Raw genomic sequence first — 16,384 nt, 5'->3', positions numbered from 1 at the left:
CTTCCTACTCACGCCGCGGCACCTATTCACTCACCTGTCGCCCGGACGGGTGGACCGGGCACGTGGTGCGCGCCGGGCAGCGATCGCAGTCCGCGTTCTCCCGCGCCGTGTAGTCCGGGCCGAGCACGGACTGCGCGGCGTCCTGCACCACTTCCAGCCACGCCCGGACGCCCTGCTCGTCGAGCGGTGCCTGGGTGCGTTCGACCGCGCCTGTCTTCTTGTCCTCCTTCGCCACGTAGAGCAGCCGCGCCCCGCCGGGTTCGGTGCCCAGCCCGATGTGGGTGAAACCGCCCAGCGACGTGGCCAGCTGGTACACGGCCAGCTGCGGGTGTTCCTGACCGGCGTCGCGGGACACCGGGTTCTTGCCGGTCTTGATGTCGATCACGATCGGCCGGCCGTCGGCGTCGTGTTCCAGCCTGTCGACCCGGCCGCGCACCTGCAGCCACGGGCCGCCGTCGCGCTTGGGGACCTCGACGACCATCTCCTCCTCGACCGCGACCTGGGTGAGCTGGCTGCGGCTCATGGTCAGCCAGGCGAGGAACGTGTCCAGCATCTTCTCCACGCGCAGCCGTTCGCGGCGGGAGAACCACGGGGCACCGGCATCGACGGCGGCCCAGGCCTCGTCCAGCTTCACGCGCAACGCGGCCGCGTCCGCACCGGAGGCCGCCGCCTGCGCCAGAGCGTGGACCAGGGTGCCCGTCACCGAGGCCAGCTCCGCCGGGTCCTGCCCGCCGTGCCGCTCGACGACCCAGCGCAGCGGGCACTTCGTGATCACCTCGATGGTCGACGGCGTCACGCTGACCTTCTGCTCCTCCGTCCACAGTGGAGCCTCGGTGGTCACGTCCGCCAAGCCGTACCAGGACTCCGGGTGCGCGCCCGGCACTCCCGCCTCCGCCAAGCGAGCCAGTTGAGCAGCCGCCCGCGCGCGGCGATCGGGGTCTTCCGAGTCCGAGCACACGACCCGGCGCAGCTCGCCGACCAGCTCGCCCAGCACCAGACCACGTTGCGGCCGGTGCAGCTTCCGCTCGTCCTCGGCCGACGACTCGATCTCGTCGAGGAACCGCGACGGCTGCTCGTCCTCGCCCCGCACCGCGCTGATCAGCAGCTTCGAGCGGGCGCGCGACGCGGCGACCAGCAGCAGACGGCGTTCCTCCGCCAGGATCGGCGCCACCGCCGACACGGACGGCTCCAGCCCGGCCAGCACATCCACCATGCGTTCGACGCCCAGCACCGTGCCGCGCAGCCGCAGGTCGGGCCAGCTGCCCTCCTGCACGCCCGGCACCGCGACGACCTCCCACTCGCGGCCGGCAGCCGAGTGCGCGGTCAGCACCGACACCGCCTCCCCCGTGGGCGCGGAGGCGGCCAGCGTGTCACCCACGATCCGTTGCGACTCCAGGTATTCCGCGAACCCGGCGACACCGGAACCCGGCAGCCGGTCCACGTACTTGGCCGCCGCCTCGAACAACGCCACGATCGCGTCCAGGTCGCGGTCCGCCTGCATGCCCGGCATACCGCGGCGGGCCGACTGCGCCACCCAGCGGTCCTGCAGACCCGTCGCCGTCCACAGGTCCCACAGCACGACCTCGACCGACTTCCCGGCCTCGATCGCCTTGCGCGCCAACGACACCAGGTGCGAGATCCGCCGCGCTGGCAGCGACTCGGCGTCCTCCAGCGCGGCCAGCCGGTCCGGCGTCTCCACGACCTCCACCAGGAGCTCACCACTCGGCCTGTCACCGCCCGCGGCCATCTCCAGGCGCCGCAGACCACGCCGCAACCGCCGCAGCGCCAACGGATCCGCACCACCGAACGACGACGACAGCAACATCGCCGCCGTGTCCTCGTCCAGCGAACCCGGCACCGCCGCCGCCCGCAGCAAGGCCAGCAGCGGACGCACGGAAGGCTGCTGCGCCAACGGGAACTCGTCCGACGCCACCGACACCGGCACACCTGCGGCCAGCAAAGCCCGTTGCAGCACCGGCAGGGACAACGTCGCCGACCTCACCACCACGGCCATCTGCGACCACGGCACCTCATCGGCCAGGTGCGAACGGCGCAGCTGATCCGCCACCCACGTCGCCTCCTGCGCGGACGACGCGAGCAGCCGCACCTGCACCGACCCCTCACCGTCGACCGGCTGCACGGACCTCGTCGGCGACGCACCGGGCAACCGGGCGGCCAGCCGCGTCACCGCGTCCCTGACCTCCGGCAGCATCCGGTGCGACTGCGTGAGCACGACCGTCTCGCCGGGAACGTCCCGCAGGATCTCCGGATCGGCGCCGCGGAACGTGAAGATCGCCTGGTCCGGATCACCGGTCAGCACGAACCGCGACGCACTCGACCCCAGCGAGCTGATCAGCGAGTACTGCATCGGGTCGAGGTGCTGCGCGTCGTCGACCAGCAGGTACCGCACCCGCCGCCGTTCGGAGAAGAGCAGCTCCTCGTCGTTCAGGAACCCGGCGTACGCGGCCGAGACCAGCTCCGCCGCGTCGTAGGCGGGCGCGAACGCCGTCGCGGAGTCCATGCCGGACAACAGGTTCACGGCCTCGTACTGCGCACCGAACCGGCCGGCCGCCACCCACTCGTCCCGCCCGTGCTCCTCGCCGAGCTCGATCAGGTCTTCCGGCCCCAGCCCGCGTTCCGCCGCCCGCAGCAGCAGATCCCGCAGCTCGTGCGTGAACCCCGGCAGCTCCAGCGCGGCCCGCAGCCGCTCCGGCCAGTTCGACGCGCCCAGCTCGACGTCACCGGCGAGCAGCTCGCGCACCATCGCGTCCTGGTCCGGCCCGGACAGCAACCGCGGCGGTGGCTCGCCCAGCAGCACCGCCTGGTTGCGCAGCACCGCGAACGCGTACGAGTGCACGGTCCGCACCAACGGCTCGCGGATCGTCGACAGCCTCCCGGTCAGCAGCCGGGTGATGTGGGCGCGCAACGCGACGGACGCCCGCCGGTTCGCGGTCAGCACCAGCACGTTCTCCGGATCGGCTCCCAGCTCCAGCACGGCGTGCGCGGCCAGTTCCGCGAGCAACGTCGTCTTGCCGGTGCCGGGACCGCCCAGGACCCGCAGGAACCCGCCGGGATGGTCGAAAGCCCGCTGGGCAGCGGCATCCCACCGGGGACGCGGGCGCGTCTCCGGTTTCCTGCGGACCAGCTGGGGTGGAAGTGCCACGCCCCGATTTCACCACGCTGCACCGACAAGATCAGTGCCACCCGCCGATCGGGGCAGCCAGGGCCTGAGGCGGATTTCGTCTACCTTCTTGACAGAGAGAGGTGGTCTAGTCCATTTTTGAATACGTTGTGAGCCCCCTCACTGCCAGCTCCGCCGCCCTGGACCGAGCAGTTCTTGGAGGACTGATGAAGCGGTTCCTCGTCGGCGCTGTCGCTGCTGCGTGCGCAGCGGTGCTGCTGCCCACGACCGCACAGGCGGCCGTCAACCCCGTGCTCGCGGCCCCCTACCTGTATCAGTGGGGTGGCCAGCCCAACCCCGCGACGGTGATGCAGCAGACGGGCATCAAGGCCTTCACCCTCGCGTTCATCCTCAGCGACGGCGGCTGCAACCCGAAGTGGGACGGCAGCCGCTCGCTCACCGGCTCCGACAAGACCCTGATCAACAACATCCGCGCGGCGGGCGGCGACGCCGTGCCGTCGATCGGCGGCTGGTCCGGCAACAAGCTCGGCCAGTTCTGCTCGACGCCGGCCCTGCTCGCCGGCGCCTACCAGAAGGTGATCGACGCCTACTCGCTCAAGGCGATCGACATCGACATCGAGGCAGCCGAGTTCGAGAACAACGCCACGCAGGACCGCGTGCTCGGCGCGTTGAAGATCATCAAGGCGAACAACCTGGGCGTGAAGACGGTCATCACCATGCCGACCGACCGCACCGGCCCGAACTCCTGGGGCAAGCGCCTCGTCACGCGGGCCAAGGAACTCGGCGCGCCGATCGACACGTGGGCGGTCATGCCGTTCGACTGGGGCAGCGGCGGCGACATGTTCGTGTACACCAAGAGCGCGGTCGACGGGCTGAAGAACCACGTCAAGGCGACCTTCGGGCTGACGGACGACGCGGCCTACCGGCGCAGCGGCCTCTCGTCGATGAACGGCAAGACCGACACCGGCGAAACCGTCACCCCGCAGAACTTCCGCGACATCGTGACGTGGGCGAACTCCAAGCACCTGGCCCGCGTGTCCTTCTGGGCCGTGAACCGCGACAAGGGTAACTGCGGGGCAATGAGCAGCTCATGCAGCGGCATCAACCAGCAGACCTACGAATTCACCAAGGGGCTGGCGAAGTTCACTGGTTAGCAACAGACTCCTCCGGTGGCCGGACGTGACCCCGACCCCGTCCGGTCACCGGGGTTCCAACCTCTTCAGGAACTCCCCCGGCGTGGAACCGCTCCCACTACCCGCGTGGCAGCGCAGGTTCTAGCGCTTCAGCTTCTTCAGGAACTCGCCCGCGTCCAACGGCACCCCGAAGTAGGCGCCGATCCCGAGGTCGGCGCCCGCTTCCGCCCACCACTTCGCCTGTTCCGCGGTCTCGATGCCGTCCACGCAGATGTTCACGCCCAGCTCGTGCACCGCCGGGATCAGCACGGTGGACCGCGGATCCTGCCGGTGCACCAGATCCTTCGGCACCAGCACGGACACGATCGGCAGCTCCGTCAGCCAGGCCACGTCCCGCGGCCCGAGCCCGAAGTCGTCGAGCGCGATCCGCACTCCCATGTCCGCCAGCGTGCCCAGGTTCTCCGCCGCGTTGGCGATGCCGAGCACACCGACCGGCATCGTGACGGTCAGCCGCTCGTGGGGCATCCCGGTCTCGTCCAGCACCTTCGCCACGCGTGACGCCAGGTCCGCGTCGGTCGCCTGGTGCCGGGTGAACTTCACGCCGAACTGCGCGTCGAGCTCGCCGCGCTGCCGCCACCACTGCGCCTGGCCGGCCGCGATGCGGATCAGCCACTCGCCCATCGGCAGGATCAGCCCGGTCTGGTCCGCGAGCGCGGCGCACCGGTCCGTGAGGTCCCAGTGCAGCACCGCCTCGACGCCGGCCAGCTCACCGGTCGCGAGCTCGCGAACAGGCTGGAAGCACACGCCGATGTCGCCCTGTTCCCACGCTCCCGGCATCACGACGGCCAGCGCGTGGTCGCGCCTGCCCTCGGTGTCCTCGTTGCCGTGGAACAACTCCCACTGGCCGCGCTGGTCCTTCTTGGCCTGGCGCAACGCCAGGTCGGCCATGCGCAGCAGTTCGGTGGGGTCGACGTCCGGCGACGGCCGATCGACCACACCCGCGCTCACCGAGACCGCGAGCCCGTGGTCGTCCACGAAGATCGGTTCGGCCAGGTCGGCGTTGATGGCGGCCATCGTGGTCGCGATGTCCGGTGTGATGGCGGAGTTCTCCACGACGATGCCGAACTCGTCGCCGTCGAACCGCGCGACCATCGCCTGCTCACGCGACATCAACGCCCGCAGCCTGCGCGCCACGTGCTGGAGCAGCTTCTCGCCGACGCGGCCGCCGAGGCTGTTGCACACCAGGCCGAACGCGTCGAGATCGAGGTGGAACACCGTCACGCCGAACTCGGGGTCGGCCCGGCGCAGCACGGTTTCCAGGTGGGTGGTGAAGAACTGCCGGTTCGGCAGCCCGGTCAGCACGTCGTGCAGCGACTGCCTGCGCAGTTCTCCTTGCAGCAACGCGAGTTCCGTGTCGTCGTCGGCGACCACGAGCACGTGGCTCGGCTTGTTGTCGCCGTCTCGCAGGAGCGACGTCGTCAGCGTCACCCTGGCCAGATCGTCCTCGCCGCGCAGCAACTGCAGCGGTTCCCGCTCGAACTCGTCACGCTCGGCGAGCACACGCTCCATCATCTCGCGGAACACCACGATCGAGCTCGGCGCGACGAGCTCCATGAGCCGGATGCCAGGTTCTGGCCGGCGACCGATGATCTCGCCGATCGCCTCGTTGGCCCACACCACTTTCCCGTCGAGGCCGACGATCAGGATGCCGTTCGTCGACGAGATCGCGATGCCGGCGAACTTGGCCTCGCTCTGCCGCTGATCCCACTGCGCGTCACGGGCGGCCTTGAGCAGCGAACGCTGCATGCTCTCCTGCTGGTCCAGGATCGTCCGCGCACGTGCCGTGGTGAACCCGCACGTGAGCGCGCCGATGCCACCGACGACCCGCACCGTGTACTGCTCGGTCGCGTGGAATTCGTCCAGCGCCAGCAGGCCTTTGCCGAGGACGTCGACGGTGCGCCGCAGGCCGGGTTCGTTGACGTAGCCCAGAGCGACGAGCCGTTCGCCGACCTCCTCGAAGGGAGCAGGATCGAACGGTTCGCTGTGCAGCGCCGCGCACAATGCGTCGAGCTGGGCGCCCAGTTCAGCGTCCAGCTCGTCCCGGCTCAGCGCGACGACCACGACGCTGCTGAGCAGGTAGCTCCACTTGCGCGCCAAGGCTTCTCGCGCGCGGACGGCGGCGGTGTCCGTGAGCGGAGCGGCATCGGGTCTTCGGCTTGGATTCGTCATTCCCGTTGCCCTGTATGGGTTGAAGAGTGTCCGGGAGTTTACCTACCGGCAGTCGACGCCCGTTGCGCCAACAGTGTGAACCTCCGACACTACAGGGTGGTTTTAGTCCTTACGACCTACGCCCGCGTACAGGAACATGTTCATCGACGCCTCGTCCGCGAAATCCCCAGGTCCGTCCGGGCGCCACTCGCCGCAGCCGACCAGGCCCGGCTCGACCAGCGTGAACCCGTCGAACAGGGCGTTGACCTGGTCGTGCGTGCGCATGTGCATCTGGTCCGCGCTCTTGCTGCGGTTGACCACCTCCGCGGCCTGGTCGACGCTCTCGTCGATCTGGTCCTTGGCGACGTGCGTCATCACGATGAAGCTGCCGGCGGGCAGCGCGTCGCGGTAGGTGGCGAGGAGCTTTGCGGGATCGTCCTCGTCGGGCACCCAATGCATCATGAGCAGCATCAACAGGCCGATCGGCTCGTCGAAGCGCAGCAACCGCTGCACCTCGGTGCTGGCCAGCACGCCGTCCGGATCACGCATGTCGGCGTGCACGATGCCCGCGTTCTTGTTGCCGGACAGCATCAGTTCACTGTGCGCGACGGCGACGGGGTCTTTGTCGACGTAGACGACACGGGCAGCCGGATCGCGCTCCTGCGCCACCTCGTGCACGTTCGCCACGGTCGGGATGCCGGAGCCGATGTCGAGGAACTGGCGAATGCCCTGGTCCATCAGGAAGTTCACCGCGCGGCCGAGGAACCGCCGGTTGAGCCGGGCGACGCTGGGCAGCCCCGGCACGAGCTTCTCGATCTGGGAGCCGACCTGCCGGTCGGCGGCGAAGTTGTGAGCGCCGCCGAGGATGTAGTCGTAGACGCGGGCCATGCTCGGCACGTTGGTGTCGATGCCGAGAGGAACCCAGTCCTGGGTCTCTGCCACGGTGAACACCTCTTCGGTTTGCGTGGCGTTCGGGGGATGCCGCACGAGCTTAGTCACCCGCGAGCGCCATCGACTGAACCATCGGAGTGATCCGGAACCACCCGTTCAGGCACTGTCGTCCTCCCCCAAACGGCTCCTAGGGTGGTCCGTCCCCATTCGGCCCAACTCACTGGAGCCTGGATGCCCGTCCCGGTGGCACCCCACCGCTGGCCATTACTCGGACACACCCCGGCGATGCTCACCCAGCGCGCCAAGTTCACCGACGCGTTGTACGAGCACGCCGACGTGGTGCGCCTGGACCTCGGCCCGCTGCACGCGTACTTCGTCACCGATCCGGCACTGACCCACGAGGTGCTAGTCGCCCAGGCCTCGAAGTTCCGCAAGGGCGCGATGTTCGACAAGTTCCAGCCGTACCTGGGGACCGGGCTGCTGCTGTCGAACGGTGAGTTCCACCTGCGGCAACGGCGGATGATGCAACCGGCGTTCCACCGCGAACGGCTCGAGGGCTACGCCACGACGATGGCCCGCGCCGCTTCGGCGTTGACCGAACGGTGGCAACCCGGTGAGGTCCGGGTCGTTGAGAACGACATGCAGGAGCTCGCGGTCACCATCGTCGGCGAGGCGCTGTTCTCGACAGAGATGGGAAAACGCGCCGTCGCCGAGGTCCGCCGCTCGATCTTCACCGTCATCCAGCAGGGCATGATCCGCGCGCTCTCCCCGTCGTTCGTCGAGAAACTCCCGATTCCAGGCAACAGGGAATTCGACGCGGCCATCGCGCGCATGAAAGCCGTGGTGCTGCAGGTGATCGAAAGCTGGCGCGCCGACGGCACCGACCACGGTGACGTGCTCTCGATGTTGCTGCTGGCGCAGGAGAACGGCGTCGGCATGACCGACCAGCAGACCTACGACGAGGTCCTGACCCTGCTGACCGCGGGCATCGAGACCACCGCGATCGCACTGGCCTGGGCGCTCTACGAGGTCGGGCGCGACCCCGAGATCGAACGCCGGCTGCACGCCGAGGTCGACTCCGTGGTCGGCGACCGGCCGGTGACGTTCGCGGACGTGGCGGCCCTGCCGTACACCGGGCGGATCGTGCAGGAGACCCTGCGGAAGTACCCGATCTGGTTCGTGATGCGCCGGACCCTCGGCGAGGTGCGGCTCGGCGACGTCGTGCTGCCGGAAGGCGCCGAGGTGATCGTCAGCCCGCACGCCCTGCACCACGACCCGCGTTTCTTCCCCGACCCCCGGCGCTTCTCGCCGGACCGCTGGACGCCGGAGTTCACGGCGGGCCTGCCGCGCGGGGCGTTCGTCCCGTTCGGCGGCGGCAACCGCCAGTGCCTCGGCAACACCTTCGCCCAGACCGAGATCGTCATCACCCTCGCGACCGTCGCGGCGCGCTGGCGACTCCTCCCCACCCGTCCGGCGCGCGTGAAGTTCACGTCCGCCCCTTACCCGAACGGCCTGTTCATGAAGGCCGTCCCCCGCAACTAGTTGGAGGTCGTTCCCCCATGCGTTTCCGCCGGTTGTGCGCCGCGGCTCTGCTCGCCACCGGAATCACGGTCGTCCCAGGTGTCGCCTCGGCGGCGGTCACCTGTGAGGACGTCCGCACCCCCGTCAGCATCGGCCTCACACCGCTCATCCAGACCCAAGAGACCATGTACGGCAGGCTCTGCACGCCCACGGGCGCGCGAACCGTCCAGGTGCTGATCCCCGGTGGCACCTACGACAGCACGTACTGGGACATCGGGTACGAACCCAGTTCCCGCTCCTACACCCGCGCGCAGAACGCCGCGGGCATCGCCACCCTGGCCGTCGACCGCATCGGCACCGGCAAGAGCTCCAAGCCGCTCAGCGCCCTCGTGACGGCCACCACCCAGGCCAGCGCGGTCCACCAGGTCATCAAGACGCTGAAGCCGCGCTTCTCGAAGGTGATCGTCGGCGGCCACTCGATCGGCTCCGCGATGGCCATGATCGAGGCCGGCACGTACGGGGACGTCGACGGCGTGCTGGTCACCGGCTTCACGCACAAGATGAACTACGTGACCGTCGTCCCGGTGCTGGCGAACATGTTCCCGGCGGGCCTGGACCTCGGCTACCTGACCACCATGCCGAACACCCGCTACAACTCGTTCCACAAGCCGGGTCCGCTGGTGCAGGGCGCGATCTCGTTCGACGAGTCCACCAAGGACGTCTTCGCGGTCACCGAGGCCGTCGACACGATCCTGCTCAACACCGTGATCATCCCGATCTCGCGGAACATCACCGTCCCGGTCATGATCGCGGTCGGCAACGACACGCACTTCTGCAGCTCGGGTCTGCCGTTGATGGGCAGCGACTGCTCATCTCCAGCGGCGCTGAAGGCCGACGAGGGTGCGTTCTTCCCGGCGGTGCCGCGGCTGGACACCTTCGTGCTCAACGGGTACGGGCACTCGATCAACTACGCACCGAACGCGCCTGAGTACCACTCCGCGGTCGCTCAGTGGGCGAAGGGCATCTGACTAGTGCTGTGGCCCGAAATTTGCCGGGTCGGTTCGCGGTCAGGCGGGTGCATCGTGGTGCCGCCCCCACGTCCTCATACTGGACGTATGGGGGCGTGGGGGCGGTGCCGCGAGGCGCCCTCCTGAGCGTGAAGCGGCGCGCCAAATTTCGGGCCACAGCACTAAGCTGGCCTGATGGACGAGGAGATCCACGAGCGGGTCCGCGACTTCATCAGAGCCATCCCCCGCGGCCGTGTCGCCACCTACGGCGACATCGCCGATCTCGCCAAGGCGCCGTCGCCACGGCTGGTCGGCCGGATCCTCAACGAGGACGGGCACGACCTGCCGTGGCAACGCGTGCTGAAGGCCGATGGCACCTGCGCGCCGCACCTGCGGGACACGCAGCTGCAGATGCTGCACGAGGAGGGCGTGCCCAACCTCGACGGCAAGATCAACCTGCGGGAGTACCGCTGGGAGGACGCGCGCAAGGAGGAGACCGGGGGCCTCTGGTAGTTCTCCATTTCTGTCAGACCGGGCGGTGGAACAGTTCCATTGAGGCCGGACCCGCTCCGCCCTCATGCTGATTGCAGCAACACCGCCCGAGCCTCGTAGTACTTGCGCAGCAACACATCGACCACAAGAGGATGCGCTCCGATCGGCGCGGACACGACGTCCGCACCGCATTCGGCGAGCGACCCGTGGAATGTCCCTGGTGCCAGGAGCCACGAAGCGACGGCCACGCGGCGCCCCCGCAGCCCGGCAACGACGTCGGGCACGCGGGGCGTCGCGGTCGCCACGTAACCGACGGCCTCCGCGCCCAGCATGGCCGCTGCCCTGCGCACCGTCGCTAGAGCCCGCGCGTCTGACGAACCCGCCGCGGCGAGCACCACTGCGTCGCCACGGCGGAGACCTGCTTCCTGCAACCGATCGCGCACGGCCGGTACCGCGTCCAGGCCGAGCGGCGACGTCACGATCGCGGGCCGGTTGCCGATCTGCTCGGGGATGTCGACGCGCACGTGGTAGCCGGCGGCCAGGAAGACCGGCACGACGATGCACGGACCGTCCACGACCGAGCGGACGTCCGGTTGCCGCACGTCGGCATAGGCGACCTCGACCGGCACGTCCACCGAAGGACGCACCAGACCCGCGATCTCTTCGCACACCTCGGCCCCGCGCGGATCACGCGTGCCGTGGAAGGCCAACACCAGTTTCATGCGGGCTCCATGTCCAGGCGATATCCGCGTTTCACGACCGTGCACACCATCTGCGGCGACCCGAGCGCCGTCCGCAGCCGCCCGATGGCGGTCTCGACCGCGTGCTCCTCACCACCGGATGGCAAGGCGGCCAACAGATCTTGCCGCGAAACGACACGTCCGCGCGCAGCGACGAGAGTCCGCAGCACGGCCATCGGCGCCGGTGCGACAGGCCGCAACTCGCCGTCGATCACCACGGCCTGCGCGCGCATCTCCATGTCACGCGAGGAGATCCGCAGCCGGGTGGCCCGCGCGGGCAGTTCCAGCGCCAGCTCCCGCACCATCGATCCGATCCGGGCCCGAGCGGGCTGCACGACCGGAATCCCGGCGGCCACCAGTGGTCCTGCGGTGATCGCACCCACGCCGACCACCAGAACGTTGCGCCGCAACGCTTCCACCAGTTCGGTGTACCGCGGGGTGCGCAGCACGGAGACCGCGGCCGGCGCGCTGGTGAACGTCAGCGCGTCCACCTGCCCGGCCAGCACGGACTCCACGAGCCGTGCGAGCGGTGCCGGATCGGCGGGCGGCATCCAGCGGTAGACCGGGATCTCGACGACCTCCGCGCCGGCGGCGACCAGGGTGTTCACGAAGTCCGGCAGCGGTTCGCCGTGCAGCTGGATGGCGACCCGCTTGCCGGAGACGCCCATGCGCAGCAGGTACTGCAACAACTCGGCGTTCGACTCGGACGAGGGCGACCAGGCCTCGACCAGCCCAGCCGCCCGCACCGCGCCCTTCGCCTTCGGTCCCCGTGGCAACACCACAGCACCTGACAGCGCACGGTGCAGGCGGCTGGCCAGCCCCCACCCCTCGGCGGCTTCGAACCACCCGCGGAAACCGATCGCGGTGGTGGCGACGACGACGTCGACCGGTGACGCGACCAGCCCCAGGGTGGCCTGGTGCAGTTCGGCGTCGTCCGGCAGCGGCACGATCCGCAACGCGGGACCGTGGATGACGGAGGCACCCTTGCGTTCCAGCATGGCGATGAACTCGTCGGCGCGACGGGCCGCCGTGACACCGATGGTGAAGCCCGCCAGCGGCCCGGTCATGTCAACTCCACGACACCATCACGCACGCGCACCTCGTGCACGGCAACGGAAATCTCGGGCTCGTCAAGGCACTTGCCGGTCGCCAGCTCGAACGCCTGCTTGTAGACCGGTGACACCACGACGGGAACGCCGCCGCGGTCGCCCACGATGCCCCGCGAGAGAACCGCGGCGCCGCTGAAGGGGTCGATGTTGTCCAACGCGTGCAGTTCTCCGTCCGCGGTGAGGAACACCGCCACCTGTGAGCCGTCCGGCAGCAACGCGGCAACGCCCTGCTCGGGACGCAGCAGGCTGAAGTCACAGACCACGGTCATCTGACTACCTCCGGAATGCCGAGCTGGACAGGAACGCGCTGGCCTCGCTCAGCGCGGAACGAGATCGAGGGATCGGGGGTGCCGGGGGCGTTGACGAACGACGTGAAGCGGGCGAGCTTCTCCGGGTCCTCCAGCACACCGCGCCATTCGTCGGCGTAGTCGTCGACGTGTGCCGCCATCGCGGCTTCCAGGTCGGCGCAGATGCCGAGCTTGTCGTCGACGATGACCTCGCGCAGGTGGTCGAGCCCGCCGTCCAGGCCCTCGAGCCAGGCCGACGTGCGCTGCAACCGGTCCGCCGTGCGGATGTAGAACATCAGGAACCGGTCGATCGTCCTGATCAGCGTCTCGGTGTCCACATCGGACACCAGCAGGTCGGCGTGCCGGGGCGTGAAGCCGCCGTTGCCGCCGACGTAGAGGTTCCAGCCGTTCTCGGTGGCGATCACGCCGAAGTCCTTGCCGCGTGCCTCGGCGCACTCACGCGCACACCCGGAGACGGCCGACTTGAGCTTGTGCGGCGACCGCAGGCCCCGGTAACGCAGCTCCAGGTCGATCGCCAGCCCGACCGAGTCCTGCACGCCGTAACGGCACCAGGTCGTGCCCACGCAGGACTTCACCGTGCGCAACGCCTTGCCGTACGCGTGCCCCGACTCGAACCCGGCATCGACCAGGCGGCGCCAGATCTCGGGCAGCTGGTCGACCGTGGCACCGAACAGGTCGATGCGCTGGCCACCGGTGATCTTCGTGTAGAGCCCGAAGTCGCGTGCCACCTCACCGATGACGATGAGCTTCTCCGGCGTGATCTCGCCGCCGGGGATGCGCGGCACGACCGAGTACGTGCCGTTGCGCTGCAGGTTCGCCAGGAACTTGTCGTTGGTGTCCTGCAACGAGACCTGCGTCTCGCCGAGGATGTGCCCGTTGTTCTGCGACGCCAGGATCGAGGCCACCGCGGGCTTGCAGATGTCGCAGCCACGTCCGGTGCCGTGCTTCGAGACCAGGTCGCTGAACGTGGTGATCCGGGTGGCCCGGACGATCTCGAACAGCTCCGCCCGCGAGTAGGTGAAGTGCTCGCACAACGCCTTGGACTGCTCGACTCCGCACTCGGTCAGCAGCTTCTTCAGCATCGGCACGCACGAACCGCAGCCCGTGCCCGCCTTGGTGCACGCCTTGAGCTCGGCGATGTCGCAGGCGACGCCGGACTGGATGGCGTCCGTGACCGTCTGCTTGGTGACCGCGTGACAGGAGCAGACCTGTGCGTCCGCGGGCATTTCCACGTCGACGGCCCCGCCCGGCTGCAACAGCGCCGCCGGAACCTCCTTGCCCACCAACGGTCGCAGCGACAGGTACGACGACGCGTCACCGACGAGCACGCCGCCCAGCAGGGTACGAGCGTCGTCGGAGACCACGAGCTTGCTGTAGGTGCCCGCGACCGCGTTGTTCACCACGACTTCCAGCGCACCCTCGGTCGTGGCGTGCGCGTCGCCGAACGACGCCACGTCCACCCCGAGCAGCTTCAGCTTCGTCGAGGTCTCCGCACCGGGGAACGTCTTCGCGCCACCGTCGAGCTGGTCGGCGACGACCTCGGCCATCGCGTAACCGGGAGCAACGAGCCCGTAGGTCATGCCTTCGACGGAGGCGCACTCGCCGATCGCGTAGACGTGCGGATCAGCGGTCCGGCAGGCGGCGTCAACCAGGTAACCGCCGCGCGGCCCCAGTTCCAGCCCCAGATCCAGGTCCGTGCGCGGCCGGATGCCCGCGCTGAACACCACGACGTCGAGGTCGAGCTCGACACCGCTGGCGAGCTTGGCGATCAGCCGCGAACCGTCGCGTTCGATGGAGGAGGCCGACGTTCCGGTGTGCACGGTCAGGTCGAGTTTCTCGACCAGCCGCTTCAGCAGCCCGGCACCGCCTTCGTCGACCTGGATCGGCATCAGCCGCGGTGCCAGCTCCACGACGTGCGGTGAAACTCCCATGCCGCGCAACGCGTTGGCGGCCTCCAGCCCGAGCAGGCCGCCGCCGAGCACCATGCCGGAATGCCGGCCGGGCCGGTCGGCCGCCTCGACCGTCGCCCGGATCTCGTCCAGGTCGTCGATCGTCCGGTAGACGTGGCAACCGGGCAGATCGCGACCCGGCACCGGTGGCACGAACGGGAACGAACCCGTGGCCAGCACCAACGCGTCGTAAGTGATCTCGATGCCGGAAGCACCGACCACCACACGCCGTTCCCGGTCAACGGAAACGGCCTTCTCGCCGAGCCTGAGCTCCGCGCCGGTCAACGGCGTCAGCTCCAGATCGGCGGAGTTCCACGTGTCCACATAGGACGACAGGGCGACCCGGTCGTACGCCGGACGGGCCTCCTCGCCGAACACAACGATCCGCCAGGACGAGTCACGAAGGATCTCGACGAGCCGGTGGCCGACCATGCCGTTGCCGATCACGACCAGGGTCTGGGTCATCGGGCACCCCTCCTTCCGCCCGGCTATGCTCACCGGGCGGCGTGTCATCCCAAGGTCCGCGATATTTCGCGGGTGTTAAAGGAAACTCTCTTCGCAGCTCAGCGAGGCGTGCGTCACACGCCCGCGTAGGCGAGGCTCGGCCGCTCCGCGAACACGGTGCGCCGCAGGTAGAACCACCAGGTGGTGGCGACGCAGAGCCCGTAGAACACCAGGAACGCGGTCAGCGCGGGCGCCAGCGTCTTCGAACCCTCCAGCGAGAACTTGAAGACGAGGTTCACCAGCACACCGCCGGCCGCACCGATCGCACCCGCGATGCCGACCACCGCGGCGGCCTGCCGCTTGGCCGACTTGTCGCAGTCCGACTGGGTGCGGAAGATCGCGGGGATCATCCGGTAGGTCGAGCCGTTGCCCACGCCGGCCAGCACGAACAGCGCGATGAACGAGCCGAAGAACAGCCCGAAGTTGTGCGAGTCCACGCTCACGATCACGCCGATGGTGCCGACGCCGAGCCCGAGGAACGTCGCGAGGGTCACCTTCGCCCCGCCGATCCGGTCGGCCAGCCAGCCGCCGAGCGGACGCGACACCGAGCCGATCAGCGCGCCGAGGAACGCGAGCGCCACCCAGCTCTTGTACTCCACGAAGCTGATCTTGATCAGCGACGGGAACGCGAACGAGAACCCGATGAACGACCCGAACGTGCCGATGTACAGGAACGACATCACCCAGGTGTGCCGGTTGGAGAGCGCCAGCTTGTACGACTGCCCGTCAGGCTTGGCCTGCGTGAGGCTGTCCATGAAGAACCACGCGCAGGCGGTGGCGACCACGATGAACGGCATCCAGATGAGCGCCGCGTAGGCGAGGTGGATCCCGGTGCCGATGGTGATCACGATCGGCACGATGAGCTGCGTGATCGCGACGCCGAGGTTGCCGCCGGCCGCGTTCAGGCCGAGCGCCAGGCCCTTCTTGCCCTCCGGGTAGAAGAACGAGATGTTCGCCATCGACGACGAGAAGTTGCCGCCACCGAAGCCCATCACGGCCGAGGTGAGCAGGAAGAACCAGTACGGCGTGCCCGGCGTGGACACCGCGTACGCGAGCATGGTGCAGGGGATCAGCAGCAGCCCTGCGCTGATCGTCGTCCACACCCGGCCGCCGAACTTCGGCACCGCGAACGTGTAGGGCACCCGCAGTGCGGCGCCGACGAGGTTCGGCACGATCAGCAGCCAGAACTGCTGGCCCACGCTGAAGTTGAAGCCGACGGAGCCGAGGCTCACGACGACGATGCTCATCAGCACCCAGACGCTGAACCCGAGGTTCTCCGCGAGAATGGAGAAGACGAGGTTCTTGCGGGCGATCCGCTTCCCCTTGCTCTCCCAGAACTCGGGCTTCTCCGGCTCCCAGTGGTCGATCCAGCTCATCAAA

At 69.0% G+C, this 16,384-nt stretch carries 12 protein-coding genes; 4 read left to right on the top strand and 8 right to left on the bottom strand.

Annotated features, from left to right (window positions below):
- Window positions 1-22: 22 nt before the first annotated feature.
- Window positions 23-3,163, bottom strand: coding sequence for an ATP-dependent helicase (locus tag ACIA8G_RS37875; protein WP_396423576.1), 3,141 nt, complete (start codon window positions 3,161-3,163; stop codon window positions 23-25).
- A 185-nt stretch (window positions 3,164-3,348) separates the two neighbouring features.
- Here ACIA8G_RS37875 and ACIA8G_RS37870 point away from each other — a divergent pair, with 185 nt between their 5' ends.
- On the top strand, window positions 3,349-4,296 hold the full coding sequence (locus ACIA8G_RS37870; protein WP_396423575.1) for a chitinase: 948 nt from the start codon (window positions 3,349-3,351) through the stop codon (window positions 4,294-4,296).
- A gap of 120 nt (window positions 4,297-4,416) precedes the next feature.
- Here the strand turns inward: ACIA8G_RS37870 and ACIA8G_RS37865 are convergent, their stop codons facing one another.
- Together ACIA8G_RS37865 and ACIA8G_RS37860 are read right to left on the bottom strand one after the other, a co-directional pair.
- Window positions 4,417-6,504 carry a putative bifunctional diguanylate cyclase/phosphodiesterase gene (locus tag ACIA8G_RS37865; RefSeq protein ID WP_396423574.1) on the bottom strand — a complete coding sequence of 696 codons (2,088 nt, stop codon included), beginning with the start codon at window positions 6,502-6,504 and terminating at the stop codon, window positions 4,417-4,419.
- 102 nt (window positions 6,505-6,606) lie between these two features.
- Complete coding sequence (locus ACIA8G_RS37860; protein ID WP_396423573.1) at window positions 6,607-7,425, bottom strand: SAM-dependent methyltransferase; 819 nt, start codon at window positions 7,423-7,425, stop codon at window positions 6,607-6,609.
- A gap of 180 nt (window positions 7,426-7,605) precedes the next feature.
- Here ACIA8G_RS37860 and ACIA8G_RS37855 point away from each other — a divergent pair, with 180 nt between their 5' ends.
- From ACIA8G_RS37855 to ACIA8G_RS37845, 3 genes are all read left to right on the top strand, one after another.
- On the top strand, window positions 7,606-8,916 hold the full coding sequence (locus ACIA8G_RS37855; RefSeq protein ID WP_396423572.1) for a cytochrome P450: 1,311 nt from the start codon (window positions 7,606-7,608) through the stop codon (window positions 8,914-8,916).
- Window positions 8,917-8,933: 17 nt separating this feature from the next.
- Window positions 8,934-9,923 (top strand): alpha/beta hydrolase, encoded by a 990-nt coding sequence (locus ACIA8G_RS37850; RefSeq protein ID WP_396423571.1) that lies wholly within the window; start codon window positions 8,934-8,936, stop codon window positions 9,921-9,923.
- 174 nt (window positions 9,924-10,097) lie between these two features.
- The gene (locus tag ACIA8G_RS37845) at window positions 10,098-10,415 is read left to right on the top strand and encodes an MGMT family protein (protein WP_396423570.1); all 318 of its coding nucleotides are present in this window, start codon (window positions 10,098-10,100) and stop codon (window positions 10,413-10,415) included.
- A 62-nt stretch (window positions 10,416-10,477) separates the two neighbouring features.
- On the opposite strand, the gene ACIA8G_RS37840 is transcribed toward ACIA8G_RS37845, so the two are convergent.
- The 5 genes from ACIA8G_RS37840 to ACIA8G_RS37820 all read right to left on the bottom strand — a co-directional run bounded on the left by ACIA8G_RS37840 (window position 10,478) and on the right by ACIA8G_RS37820 (window position 16,380).
- Entirely contained in the window at window positions 10,478-11,116 is a 639-nt protein-coding gene (locus ACIA8G_RS37840; RefSeq protein ID WP_396423569.1) for a sirohydrochlorin chelatase, read from the bottom strand.
- Window positions 11,113-12,201, bottom strand: coding sequence for a uroporphyrinogen-III synthase (locus tag ACIA8G_RS37835; RefSeq protein WP_396423568.1), 1,089 nt, complete (start codon window positions 12,199-12,201; stop codon window positions 11,113-11,115). Before ACIA8G_RS37835 ends, ACIA8G_RS37840 begins: the two co-directional genes overlap by 4 nt.
- A complete protein-coding gene (gene nirD, locus ACIA8G_RS37830; protein WP_396423567.1) occupies window positions 12,198-12,512 on the bottom strand; it encodes a nitrite reductase small subunit NirD in 315 nt (104 codons plus the stop codon). The genes ACIA8G_RS37835 and nirD overlap by 4 nt, the downstream gene beginning before the upstream one ends.
- Window positions 12,509-14,965, bottom strand: a complete 2,457-nt coding sequence (gene nirB, locus ACIA8G_RS37825; protein ID WP_396423566.1) for a nitrite reductase large subunit NirB — start codon at window positions 14,963-14,965, stop codon at window positions 12,509-12,511. Before nirB ends, nirD begins: the two co-directional genes overlap by 4 nt.
- 113 nt (window positions 14,966-15,078) lie before the next feature.
- The gene (locus tag ACIA8G_RS37820; RefSeq protein WP_396423565.1) at window positions 15,079-16,380 is read right to left on the bottom strand and encodes an MFS transporter; all 1,302 of its coding nucleotides are present in this window, start codon (window positions 16,378-16,380) and stop codon (window positions 15,079-15,081) included.
- Between the last annotated feature and the right edge of the window lie 4 nt (window positions 16,381-16,384).

Origin of the sequence: Lentzea sp. NPDC051213 (assembly GCF_044455585.1) — a bacterium.
Classification (GTDB): domain Bacteria; phylum Actinomycetota; class Actinomycetes; order Mycobacteriales; family Pseudonocardiaceae; genus Lentzea.
The sequence above is the reverse complement of the archived record's forward strand: the minus strand, read 5'-3'. Positions and strand labels throughout refer to the sequence as shown.